The organism is Lactobacillus sp. UMNPBX1 (assembly GCF_002554085.1).
Taxonomy (GTDB): Bacteria; Bacillota; Bacilli; order Lactobacillales; family Lactobacillaceae; genus Lactobacillus; species Lactobacillus crispatus.
In genome coordinates this window covers 18370-30567 of the sequence record NZ_PCZI01000023.1, presented here as the reverse complement: position 1 = coordinate 30567, position 12198 = coordinate 18370, and the positions used below count along the sequence as shown (strand labels likewise).

Annotated in this window: 10 protein-coding genes; 5 read left to right on the top strand and 5 right to left on the bottom strand. The window is 35.7% G+C overall.

Annotated elements, in window-relative coordinates; translation table 11 throughout:
* Nucleotides 1-54: 54 nt before the first annotated feature.
* Nucleotides 55-618, bottom strand: coding sequence for a signal peptidase I (gene lepB, locus CP352_RS09660; RefSeq protein WP_005722374.1), 564 nt, complete (start codon nucleotides 616-618; stop codon nucleotides 55-57).
* Between the two features lie 82 nt (nucleotides 619-700).
* Between lepB and CP352_RS09655 the strand changes: the two genes are divergently transcribed.
* Genes CP352_RS09655 through CP352_RS09640 form a run of 4 tightly spaced genes read left to right on the top strand, consistent with a single transcriptional unit; the run spans nucleotide 701 to nucleotide 4562 of the window.
* Complete coding sequence (locus tag CP352_RS09655; RefSeq protein ID WP_013086416.1) at nucleotides 701-1453, top strand: hypothetical protein; 753 nt, start codon at nucleotides 701-703, stop codon at nucleotides 1451-1453.
* The gene (locus CP352_RS09650; protein WP_083554561.1) at nucleotides 1443-2420 is read left to right on the top strand and encodes a hypothetical protein; all 978 of its coding nucleotides are present in this window, start codon (nucleotides 1443-1445) and stop codon (nucleotides 2418-2420) included. The genes CP352_RS09655 and CP352_RS09650 overlap by 11 nt, the downstream gene beginning before the upstream one ends.
* Nucleotides 2401-3774: an RsmB/NOP family class I SAM-dependent RNA methyltransferase gene (locus tag CP352_RS09645; protein WP_089143295.1), complete on the top strand. Its 1374-nt coding sequence runs from the start codon at nucleotides 2401-2403 to the stop codon at nucleotides 3772-3774. Before CP352_RS09650 ends, CP352_RS09645 begins: the two co-directional genes overlap by 20 nt.
* On the top strand, nucleotides 3771-4562 hold the full coding sequence (locus CP352_RS09640; protein ID WP_005719694.1) for a Cof-type HAD-IIB family hydrolase: 792 nt from the start codon (nucleotides 3771-3773) through the stop codon (nucleotides 4560-4562). Before CP352_RS09645 ends, CP352_RS09640 begins: the two co-directional genes overlap by 4 nt.
* Before the next feature lie 52 nt (nucleotides 4563-4614).
* On the opposite strand, the gene fni is transcribed toward CP352_RS09640, so the two are convergent.
* Genes fni through mvk form a run of 4 tightly spaced genes read right to left on the bottom strand, consistent with a single transcriptional unit; the run spans nucleotide 4615 to nucleotide 8638 of the window.
* On the bottom strand, nucleotides 4615-5631 hold the full coding sequence (fni, locus tag CP352_RS09635) for a type 2 isopentenyl-diphosphate Delta-isomerase (RefSeq protein ID WP_057726665.1): 1017 nt from the start codon (nucleotides 5629-5631) through the stop codon (nucleotides 4615-4617).
* 11 nt (nucleotides 5632-5642) lie between these two features.
* On the bottom strand, nucleotides 5643-6725 hold the full coding sequence (locus CP352_RS09630; protein ID WP_061204734.1) for a phosphomevalonate kinase: 1083 nt from the start codon (nucleotides 6723-6725) through the stop codon (nucleotides 5643-5645).
* A 42-nt stretch (nucleotides 6726-6767) separates the two neighbouring features.
* On the bottom strand, nucleotides 6768-7730 hold the full coding sequence (gene mvaD / locus CP352_RS09625; protein WP_005719691.1) for a diphosphomevalonate decarboxylase: 963 nt from the start codon (nucleotides 7728-7730) through the stop codon (nucleotides 6768-6770).
* A complete protein-coding gene (mvk, locus tag CP352_RS09620; protein WP_089143296.1) occupies nucleotides 7730-8638 on the bottom strand; it encodes a mevalonate kinase in 909 nt (302 codons plus the stop codon). The genes mvaD and mvk overlap by 1 nt, the downstream gene beginning before the upstream one ends.
* A 78-nt stretch (nucleotides 8639-8716) precedes the next feature.
* Between mvk and rexB the strand changes: the two genes are divergently transcribed.
* Nucleotides 8717-12196: an ATP-dependent helicase/nuclease RexB gene (gene rexB, locus CP352_RS09615; RefSeq protein WP_089143297.1), complete on the top strand. Its 3480-nt coding sequence runs from the start codon at nucleotides 8717-8719 to the stop codon at nucleotides 12194-12196.
* The last annotated feature ends 2 nt before the right edge of the window (nucleotides 12197-12198 follow it).

The window sequence follows — 12198 nt, the reverse complement described above, 5'->3', positions numbered from 1 at the left end:
TCCCGAAAGGCATCCTAAATCTCACAGCCGTTTACACAAGAATTTATACTGAACCTAAAATGTTTTCCATTGTGTAAACGGCCAATACCTGAATACGACTCGTCCAACTAGCGCGCTTCGTTTAACAAACCCAAAGTAACGGGAGTCCTTTGAGACGTCACGGTGATCTCCCATGACGAAGTAACTATCCTTAGGTACTCGCTTTTTTAAAGTGAAATTGTTAGTATAGAGTTCACCTAATTTATGTGACTTTCTTTGGTAGCCATTATTTAAATATGGTTCTGCAATTTGTTTGCCGTTAATGTAAAGCTTATCATTTTTAGAAGTAACCATATCACCAGGTGTGCCAATAATTCGCTTGATATACAGAGCACCTTTTTGGTCTGGTGCTTTTAGAATGACGATATCATTTCGTTTAGGCGTAAAATGACGTACAGCAATCAAACGATCGCCATTCTCAAATGTGGGCTGCATTGATGGACCAGATACTGTTTCATTTGATAGGAAAAAACTAAAAATAAAGTAGTAAATTCCCATCAAAATTGCAAACATAATAATTATGTCTAAAACAAAGCGGCCAATGCTTTCATCATCATTTCTCTTTTTGGTTTCAACCATAGAATATCTCCTTTGCTTGCTAGTCTTATTATAACTGAATTCTCCGCCGTTGAATGGTAAAATCATATTAAGGTGTTTAAGTATGACAAAATTTTTGACGAAATTAACAAAATTAGAGCAAGAGATAAATCATCCTGCGGTTAAACGACAAGTTGAAGAAATAGCATTAATTGATAGTTATGTACAAGCAGGTAAGCCATTGAAGCGGGCACCACGCAGATTAGGTTTATTGCCAGATGAATTTGAAGAAGTTTTAGTTGAGGTGGGACCAGATAAAGAAGGGGCCTTAAGGGATTTAAATAATTTACTTAATAATTTTCGGCAATATCTCTCTTTAATATATGGCATCTGGTCTCTGCCTAATATTCAGACTGCGCAGTTAATTAAAAATAAGCTGCATGTACAAACAGCGTTAGAAATCATGGCAGGCAACGCGTATTGGTCTCAAGCTTTGGCTCAGGTTGGAATTAAAGTTCACAGTACAGACTCATTAGAGTGGGCCAAGACGTCGACCACTGGAGCTAAGCCTTTTTATCCAGTAGAAGATTTACCAGCTGACCAAGCAATTAAGAAGTATCACACAGTTAATCTAGTTCTATGTTCGTGGTCACCAAATTTCGGTCACGGAGATTTAGAAACTGTGGCAGCTTGGCATAAGTATAATCCAAGTTGTCATTTGCTCTTTGTTGGTGAAAAAGATGGTGCTACTAATTCACCAGAATTTTGGCACCAAAATTGGTTTAAAAATAGTGCAGCTTTAGACGAGATTAATCATTCCTTGCAAAGCTTCGATTTTATTAATGAACAGGTATTTGAAATAAAAAATGAATTTTAAAAAGATATTTTTGTTACTGATTCTTTTATTATCTTTTTTAGGAATTGGAACAATGCTCTCCAATATTGAATCTAGTTATGCTGACGAATTGCTGGAAGCACACGGCTTAACTAATAATACCCGCTATTTTAGAACAGATAGTGATGAAAAGATTAGTATTTTCCTAAAATATTTGGACAAAAATTATGCGAATCATCAAATTCAATTGCATTTAGATAATAATTATGAAAAAAAACAAGTGCTTGTTTGGGCTAATCATGCCGTTACTGGCTTGCCAACTGAGAGTGGTCGCTATTTTTCACCTGATGATTTTAAAGGACAGGTTTCTTTTGTGGTGCTGGGGCCAACAGTTAAACTTAATTTATTAGATGTGCAGAATAATAAATATGTTATTTTAGGCAAAAATTATTATTCTGTTATAGGCGAATTTAAGGACTATCCACAGGTAGAAATGGATAAATATTATCTAAGTACAGGAATTGATCAGCCAACTGCTAAAGACCAGCTCAAGAATTATCGAATTGTAGTAGATGCAACACCTGCAGTGATTGAAAAGATTGCTAAGCATTATCATGCTAGTTTGCATATTCCGTCTTTTGTTCAAGAGCATCATCGTGATCGTTTATCTGTCGTGCCGGATATTTTAATGTTAGTTGTTTGCCTATTGGTCGGAATGATCACAAATATGTTGCTTGCAATAGGAATTAAGCGTCAGGCTCGTTTAACACGTCTACACGATGATTTGCTGCGCAATTGGGTAATTAACCGCAGCGTACGTTTATTTTTAATAGAGGCTATTTTTGCCCTTGCTACATACTTCTTTTTAAGATGGCATGCCTTTTATTCAACATATGGTTCTTTAATAGTTACATTAATAGCTTCCTGGGTTGTAATTGTATTGGCGTTTTGTGGGATGGTCTATTACTTAGTGAGAAAGGACAGGAAAATTGCTAAATCTACCAAATGAATTTAAAACTAAATATGAAAAATTATTAGGTACCAAAAAAGCACAAGAACTATTTGCGGCGATGAATGAAGAGAGCAAAAAAGCTTTTAGAATTAATACATTGAAGCCTACTAAGGTTTCATATGAGCTTACTGATTCAGTACCGCAAATAAATTCAGCCTATTATGGTGAAGTATCGGGGGAAGATCCTGAGTGGGTAAGCGGTAGTGTTTATTCTCAAGATCCAGCGGCTATGTTTCCTGCGGCAATTAGTGGTGTTCGGCCAGGAGAGCGCGTGCTAGATCTGTGTGCTGCGCCTGGAGGAAAAACAACAGCATTAGGAGAACAATTGAAGGGTGAGGGCCTTTTAGTAGCTAATGAAATCTCTGCAACACGAGTAAAGGCACTACGGGAAAATATTGAACGTTGGGGCATCAGTAATGCCTTAATTACTAATGAAAGTCCAGAAAAGTTAGTTCCAATTTTTTCAGAATTTTTTGATGTGATTTTAGTCGATGCTCCATGTAGTGGTGAAGGAATGTTTAGAAAAAATCCGGAGGCAATTGGTTATTGGTCTCAAGACTATGTTTTAACATGCCAGAACCGTCAAAAAGAGATCCTCAATGAAGCTGTTAAGATGCTTCAACCTGGCGGACGCTTAATTTATTCAACTTGTACCTTTGCGCCAGAAGAGGATGAGCAGATTGTTAGCTGGTTAAATAAAGAATATGGTTTTACAATTTTAGATACAGGGATACAAGCTAATAAGATTGATGTTGGACAGCCTGAGTGGGCTGATGGAAATCCTGATTTGACTAAAACATTACGCTTTTGGCCTCAAGATGGTATAGGTGAAGGACAATTTGTGGCAGTTTTACAAAAAGTAGGTAAAGCTAGAATTGAAAAAAAGAGCAAAAACAAAAAAGCCAAGCGTGATCCGTGGCGCTTAACCCAAAATGATCAGGAACTAGTTGGTCAGGTAATGGATCAGTTTAATTTACCAGTTGCTTTAAGTGACTGGCGTAATAAAGCAAAAGTCCGTAATGAACATGTCTATATTCCTGCAATCAGTTTGCCTGAAAAAAGTAAGCTTCATGTAATTAATAATGGAGTCGAGTTGGGTATATTAAAGAAAAAACGTTTTGAACCAGGACATCAATTGGCAGAAGTGCTAGGTAAGGTAAAGCAAGAACGGGTTTATGATTTACCGACAATTGAAGAATACCAAAATTATTTGCACGGTGAAACCGTTAAAGTGGACAGTGATTTGCGGGGCTTTGTGTTAGTCAGCTATCAAAAATTAATATTTAGTTTTGGCAAAATCGCTGGTAATCAAGTATTGAAGAACTTTTACCCAAAGGGATTGAGAAAATGATAAAACTAATTGCGACAGATATGGACGGAACCTGGTTAACTGACCAGAAAGACTATGATAAAGAATTATTTTTGCGTGAATTTGCGGAAATGCAAAAGCAGGGGATTAAATTTGTAGTTGCTAGTGGCAATCAATATGCTAACTTAATGACTCGTTTTCCTGAGGTTTTGGATAAAATTTATTTTGTAGCTGAAAATGGGGCATTAGTTGCTCAAGGAAGACAAATTTTGCATGTTGACTCGTTAAGTGATGACATATATCAAACTTTATTAAAAATAACTACTGAATATCCATATCCAGCTGTAGTGATGGGGCTAGTAAGTGCTTATGTTAAAAAGAGCAGTGGACGAGCTTATAAACAAGAAATGAAAAAATACATGGAGCATATTACTGTAGTAGATTCTTTTGGAGAAATTGATGATCAGATTTTCAAGGTCAGTCTGACAGTGCCAGAAGATAAAATGTCTAAAATTTTGCGCGAATTAAAAGAAAAATATCCGGAGGTTGGTTTTGTTTCTGGTGCAGCAGACTCGATTGATATGCAAACTAAGGGAATGAATAAAGCAGTAGGTCTAGCATATTTGAGTCAAAAATTAGGGATCAAATCAAGTGAGATGATAGCTTTTGGCGATAGCGGTAATGATGTAGGAATGCTGAAATATGTAGGTCGTAGTTTTGCTACTGCAACGGCGTTGCCAGAAGCCAAACAAGCTGCAGGGCAAATTATTGGTTCAAGTAATGAAAGTGCTGTTCAAAAAGAAATTGCCAAATTGCTTGAAATTAAATAAGGAAAATTATGTAAAGTAAAAGCACTAGTCATCATTAACTAGTGCTTTTACTTTACAGTAACTGATCGATTTGAGCCTTTAATGGTAAATCATAGTATTTTTTTATTTGTACCAGGGATGCTAAATCTTTTTTGCCGTAAACAGCAATTAAAGCAGCCAATTCATTTTTCCAATTAGTAATTAATTGCTCTAATCCAGTACTACCATTTTGGATGTATTCTTGTAAAAAAACATTTGAAATACCAACAAATTTTCCTCCTAGAGCTAAACCTTTTAAAATATCTAGGGGATTACGTACTCCACCAGAAACAAAAAATTTAACTTGCTCTTGCCATGCCATCAGAGCAGTCACCACAGTAGGTAAACCTAAATCTTCTAAGTATGAAACGTCACTGGCATTACGTGCATTCTCAATCTGGGCAAAGTTTGTGCCACCAGAACCGGCGACATCGAAGTATTCAATGCCATTTACTTTTAAAAGATGAATGCTTGTTTGATCCAATCCAAAACCGACTTCTTTAATAATAATGGGCAAATCGATAGCGGTACGAATTGCTTTAATTGAATCAAGCCAACGAAAGTCACGATCACCTTCAGGCATGGCAATTTCTTGTATTGTATTTAAATGGATCTGAAGCGCATCTGCATTTAATTCTTGGATAATTTGTTTAATTGCAGAGATTGGTGTTTCTGGATTAACATTAACAATTAGTACACCATCTGGATCTTCTGCTCTGGCAACCATAAAACTGTCTAGTTGATCAGTTTCCTTAGCTAAAATGCTGGCAGATCCCAAAGCTAGGGCAATATTTTGCTGCTGGGCAACCTGTCCCAATGCTTGATTAATTTGTTTAGAAGCAGCTGAGCCACCAGTCATAGCATTGATAAAAAAAGGCGCAGAAACATTTTTGCCAAACATTTCTGATCCCAGAATAGTTGGATCGACTTTTGTTTCAGGCAGAGCAGGGCGCAACAAATGCAGTTGATCAAAACTATTATATTTTTCTTTATTAAAAAACATCTGAGCTAACTTCAGATGTTCTTCTTTTCTTTCAGATCTAATCGACATAGAACTCTCCATCAATGAGCCATGATAATCTGGTGAACCTTAAAATTAAGAGGCATAATTCCATTATGGCGCCATTCGCTTTCAAGTGCTTCAACATCGGTATTAGTATCTGTAATCACAATGCCACAGTCACCATTACCAGCACCAGAAGTTTTAGCAGCTCCACCAAAATTTTCTGCAATTTTGATTAATTGCGATAAACGTGGAATTTCAATGGCAATTTGGTTAATTTTGGCAAAGTGCTGCAACAATTTACGGTTAGCCCGAATTTGTTGTTTGATTAAAGCAATATTGTTTGCTTCGAAACCTTGAACCATCTTTAAAACACAAGCTCTAGAAGCTGCTAAGAAATTTTTATATTCCATATTCAAAGCCGCCTTATTAGCGTTAGTTTCATCAACGAGGCGTGAAGTTGATGCTGGCTTTTGACTCCAACCAATCATCAGTTTCATATCTTTAGGAGGAGTTAGTAATTCAACTTTTAAGCCAGGCCAAGCTTCATTAACGACTTGAACTAAAGTCTTATTAGCTAATTCTTGCTTTAACCATTTTTTGTCAAAAGTTTGGTAAGCTAACCAGCCGCCATAGACACTAGCTGCAATGTCACCAGCTGAGCCATTTCCTTGAACTGAATAGTGTGAAATAGCCGATAATTTATAAACCAGTTCATTGCTCATTTTTACGCCATAAAAACGCAAGATAGCTTTAACTGTAGCTACTGTGACAGCTGCACTTGAACCTAAACCATATTTTTTACCATCTGCAGAATCTAAGTCTGAATTGACGTGTAAATCATAGACTTTCATCTTGATATTTTGCTCAATACAATATTGTTCAGTAAATGAAATAGCTGACAAAATATATTCAAAAGGGTTGTCACGATTATCGATTACCATTTTTGAGCCCTGACGAACCCAATGAATCGAATCCTGTGAGTATTGCTTGGAGTGAATTAAGCCAGTTGCCCCTTTACTCTTAGTGATTGACACACGTACAAATTGGTTAACTGCTACTAAAATAGCAGGACAATCTTGCTCTAATACTGCATATTCTCCGGCAATATATAACTTTCCGGGCGCTTTTTCTGTTATCAAAAGAACTAAATCCTCGAATCTAATTAACTTTTTTAATTACAACTAGTCCAAATAAGTAATTCCAGGACCAAAACTTGCATTCACTATATTAACATTATTAAATTCGGACGAAAAGCGTTGAATGATATCTTTGCTATTTCTTAATTGGCAAAGTACCTTAATATTTGGTCCTGCATCAATTGTATAGTAACATTCAATTCCTTCAGTACGAAGTTGTTCAACTAATTTAATAGCTTGAATGGTTTGCGGCTCAAAGTAAGTGAATTCAGGCTGTGCAGTTAAATTAATTGCATGCATTTCATTTGCATTTAACTCAGCTAACTGGCCTAGGGCAGTGAAATCATTACTTTTTATAGCTTTGATCATTTCATTTAATTCTGAATTGTTGCGTTCAAGCCAGGGCCTGAAAAATGGAGAAGATTGGGCATCTTTCATACCATAAGTCGAAGAAATCTTTTTTTGTTTGGTATTTAATTCAACTGCTAAAAGGTGAAGATCCATCGTTGGTGTTTCATCTAGTGCATATGCGTAAGATGTTTCGTCGCTATTACCTTTTTGCCAAACAGCAAAACCGCCATAAACGGAGCGGCTGGCAGAACCAGATCCAATCCTGGCTAAACGAGATAAATCTTCTAGATCAATGTTGATGTCATAGCATTGACAAAAAGCAGCAGCTAGTGCCGCAAAAGCAGAACTAGATGATGCTAATCCTGCAGAAGTAGGGACGTGATTGACAGATTTAACGATTAAATTGCCAGTGACGTGAAAACGAGCCTGCAATTTTTTTAGATAAGCAAAAACACGTTGACTAGCTGCAGCAGTTTGCTGTTGATTATTTAAGAAAAATTGATTTTCACCATCTGTTTTTTCAACGCTAGTATCAGTATAAAAAGCATCTAAAGTCATTGATAAACTAGACATTAAAGGAAGACGTAATTTGTCGTCAGCTTTGCCCCAGTACTTGATTAAAGCAATATTTGTATGTGCTCGTGCGGTTCTATTCATTAAATTTCCTCAATCCAGTAGTCACTAATTAAATCTTTACATTTAGCGGCAATTTCTTGGGCGACAGTTTCGTTATCGCACAAGGAAATAGTAATGCCGCCAAGACCTCCGCCTGATAATTTAAAGCCTAAAGCGTTATTTGACAAGGCAATTTTTTGCAGTTGGTCAATTTTATTTGTTGAAAGATCAAATGAGTGCAAAATTTCTTGTGCTTCATTAAAAATCTGTCCAACTGCTTGACGATCGTGCTTGATCCAAGCTTTTTTAGTAAGATCCGCTAATTCACCCAAGCGAGCTATTTTTTTCTTGGCATAGTCGGACTTTTCAAGCATTTTTTTAACTAAAAAAACAGCTTCCTTTGTATTGCCTAGTTGACCAGTATCCATGATTAACAGGGTAGCTCCTAATTTGGTTTGTAATATTTTAGGCCCCATTTTTTTATTAAAAAAAACTAGATAATCTGAATTAACAGTGGCTGCATCAAGACCAGAAGCTTTACCATGATTGATCATTTCAGCATGATTAGTTACAGTCATAATTTCTTTTTCAGTCATATTCAGCTGAAAGAATTGGTTCATTGCCTTAGTGGTACCTAATGCAACAGTAGCGCTTGAACCAAAACCACGTTCCATTGGAATTTCACCAGTGTATGTAATTTTAAGTGGATGGTTATTGCCAGCCTTTTTTTGCATATGTTTAACTACGTATTTTAGGCCATCATATTCTGCCGGTGCTTCAAATAATGGACCGTGGTAGCGAGCGGTATCCATCCACATTTGAGAAGCAGATTCAACAGTAGTTTTAATGTGTAAAGCCTTAATTGGCATAGCTAAAGCATCATATCCATAAACTACTGAATGCTCCCCAATAATAATTACCTTGCCATGAGCTAAATAGCTGCTTTTCATTTTTAATCATCCTTAAAATAGATTTATACAAAAGATTGCCCTTGCTATGATAAAATAAAAAGCAAGGAGTGCGAACAAATGATCAAAATTCTTACAGGACGACAAACCGACCCATTACAAGAAAAAATTCTGGAAGAAGCAGTTGAAAACTATCAGCAACACCCAGAACAAGAAACTTTTATCATCGTTCCTAATCATATTAAGTTTACCACAGAAGTTAGGGCAATTAACAAATTAGCAACAAGCAAACAACAAACTGAGACTGCAGTTAAAAATTTGCATGTTTTGTCTTTTTCGCGTTTAGCTTGGTTTTTCTTAAAAGATGCCGAACAAGGATTGCCTAATCAACTAGATGATGCAGCTAGTGCAATGCTCTTAGCTCATATTATTGAGAACAAAAAAGATGAATTGACTATTTTTGAAAATGTTAATGTTAATTCTGGATTAGTAAATCAGCTTTATCAGACAATTTTGCAAGTTTATGACGGAAATTTAGATTTAGACGAGATATCAGAGGATAATTTAGATCAAGAAACTAAAAATAAATTACATGATTTGCGGATTATCTATGATGCCTTTATTAAAGAAATTGCGGGTAAATTCTCTACTAAGAATGAGGTTCAGCTGCAACTAAATGAAATTTTAGCTAAAAGTAAAAATTTAAAGCAAGCCAGTTTTTATTTCTGTGATTTTTCACATTTTTCATTACAGGAAACACTAACGATTAAAATTTTGATGCGTAAAGCAAAAGATGTAATCCTTGCGTTTAAAACGCGCTTAGGTGAAATTAATTCTAGTGCGGAAGAAGGAGATTATGATTATGTAATCCAGCAAACTATTAAGCGCTTAACGCTGTTCTTACAAGAGAGAAAAATGGACTACATGACAGCAACTTTTCCGCTTAATTCGCGACCAAATGGTCGTGAAATATTAAATAATCTTTGGACGGAGACAATTCCTAAAGTTGACGAATTGAAGCAGGTACAATTAGTTAAAGCAGACTCTCGATATGCAGAGGCTTATTTTGTAGCGCGGACTATTTATCAACAGGTAGCACTAAGCAACTATCGCTATCATGATTTTTTGATTTTAGCTCCAAATTTAAAGGAATACGAAACTTATTTGACGCCAATTTTACGTCAAAATCAGATTCCATTTTTTAATGATTTACAACAGGAAATGAAGTATCATCCTCTGGTTGTTTTAATTGAAAGCTTATTTAACTTACATGAGAATCCGTTTCAAACACAAAATATGCTAGCCATCCTAAAGACACACTTGTTAATACCTTCTTGGTATAAGGAAGAGGCGGAGTATATTCATGATGTTGATGAACTAGAGAATTTTGTTCTGGCTCATGGTATTAATCATAATTTATGGAAAAAACACTTTGATAATTTTGTGAATGCTGAAGTGATCCGCTTAGACAAAATGGATGATGAAGTAGCTAAGATCGATCGTTTGCGCAGCTACTTGGTTGATAAGATTTCAACATTTTTCAAAATAATAGAGCAAGAAAAAGATAGTCAAAAGGCGTTAACGATATTTTTTGAGTTCTTAACTAAGAACGGAATTGCCGACCGATTAGAAAAATGGCGTGATGAGGCCAATGAAGCCGGTGATTTACAGCAGGCGCAGCAACCAGAGCAATTATGGGATTTATTAATGCAGCTGTTGCAAGACTATTTAGCAATTAATCCTGAAACTTTTGATTTAAATGAATTCTTTAATATGTTAATTAGCGCTTTCCGAGAAGCAAATTTTTCCCAAATTCCTTCAACACTTGATGCGGTAAACCTTTCTGAAATGGGGATGGTACAAACTAGCGGCTATAAGCAAGTGTTTATCATTGGCGCTACTGCTAATAATTTACCCCAAATTCAGAAAATGCCAGGTTTTTTAACTACTGAAAACTTGAATCAGCTACAAAATAGTTTTAATTCAGAATCTTACTTAGAAGATAGTCAACAGCTTAATAACTTAGACCAAAATTATCAGTTTGGTTTGTCGCTAGCTTTAGCACAAGATAGGGTATATGTATCTTATCCAGTGCTTAATGCTTCAAATGAAGAACTTGATCCTTCAATTTATTATCAACGTTTAAAGGATTATGGTGCTCAGCAATTTGTTCAACATGATTTGCCAGAAAAGATGCAGGATCTTTTGTCTTTCATTACTAACCCTGATGCAAGTTTAGGCTATTTAACCTATATGAATTCAATAAATTCAGGTCTTGCTGTGCAAGAGTTATTAAAAATCACACAGGAGCAACTACCTAAAAAAACGAAGACAGTGCTTGAAGCAAGTGATTTTGATAACCAGCCAGAAAATATTGGTCAGGACTTGGCTAGTCAATTGTATGGTCAAAACTTGAATTCATCTGTGTCACAACTGGAAACTTTTTATGAAAATTCATATGAATATTTCTTGAATTATGGGCTTAAGCTGCGGCGACGGTTTGAAAATGAATTTGATATTATTCAAGCTGGAAACTATTTTCACGAGACTTTTGACCGTTTAGTGAAAAAACTAAACAAGCAGCATACCGACTTAGCAGATTTAAGCAGCATAGAACTGGAACAAATGCTTAATTCGGTGCGAAATGTGATGAAGGATGAAGGAAAATATTCTCAATTAATGAATGATCCTTTTAATCAATATCTTTTCAAGTGTCTAGACCATACTACTTCTAAGGTAGCTCATAATTGGCGGCGCTCCTTGAAGGAAACCCCGTTACGGGCTAAGTATTCTGAATTAAGTTTTGGGTTAGGCGAAAAAATCAAAGGATTAAGCTTAGAAGTGCCAGATATATCAGGTCAACATAAAGTTGATTTGCGCGGTAAAATGGACCGGGTTGATTTGGCCAATTTCAATGATAAGGATCAAGTTTTAGCCCAGGTTATTGATTACAAGTCATCAGCTAAAAAATTTGATCTTGGGATGTTTTATAACGGAATTGCTTTACAGATGGTTTCTTATTTGGATGTTTTGACTAAAAATGATCAATTTTTTGCTGGAAAAGATCGTCTTTCATTATTGGGTGCTTTTTATCAAACTGTTACTAGACAATTAGAACGTTTGAATAGCAATAAACTAATTGATAGTAGTTTAAATTTGAAAAAGGGAGCAACTGATAGTAAACCCAAGCTGATGTATACTGGCTTAATCAGCAATGATCCAGAAATCTTAGTAGAAGCTGAGCCATTACTTGATGATCATCCTAGCTATTCTTCTGAACTGTATACTGGGGTTAAAACTAAGGCTAGAGGTGGCTTTAGCTTGCCACGTGACCGCAACTTTAGTGAGGAAGAAATTGAATTACTGCTAGAATACGATGAGTATCTTATTCGACAAGCATCAAGCCAAATTTTATCTGGAAAAATTGAACTTAATCCATATCGTTATGGCAAAGCGAAGAATGCCTTAACTTATTCTGATTATCGTGATGTCTTCTTTTTTGATGCGATGCTGCGTCAAAATCAATATCATGAAATAAACAATCTGAATAAAAAAGAATTAATTCTTAAAATCAAAGAGAAATTAGGAAAGGAACAATAAAA

Excerpts from the sequence above, each read along its gene's own strand:
- lepB (WP_005722374.1), bottom strand. The coding sequence starts at position 618 with ATGGTTGAAACCAAAAAGAGAAATGATGATGAAAGCATTGGCCGCTTT.
- CP352_RS09655 (WP_013086416.1), top strand. The coding sequence starts at position 701 with ATGACAAAATTTTTGACGAAATTAACAAAATTAGAGCAAGAGATAAAT.
- CP352_RS09650 (WP_083554561.1), top strand. The coding sequence starts at position 1,443 with ATGAATTTTAAAAAGATATTTTTGTTACTGATTCTTTTATTATCTTTT.
- CP352_RS09640 (WP_005719694.1), top strand. The coding sequence starts at position 3,771 with ATGATAAAACTAATTGCGACAGATATGGACGGAACCTGGTTAACTGAC.
- fni (WP_057726665.1), bottom strand. The coding sequence starts at position 5,631 with ATGTCGATTAGATCTGAAAGAAAAGAAGAACATCTGAAGTTAGCTCAG.
- mvaD (WP_005719691.1), bottom strand. The coding sequence starts at position 7,730 with ATGAATAGAACCGCACGAGCACATACAAATATTGCTTTAATCAAGTAC.
- mvk (WP_089143296.1), bottom strand. The coding sequence starts at position 8,638 with ATGAAAAGCAGCTATTTAGCTCATGGCAAGGTAATTATTATTGGGGAG.
- rexB (WP_089143297.1), top strand. The coding sequence starts at position 8,717 with ATGATCAAAATTCTTACAGGACGACAAACCGACCCATTACAAGAAAAA.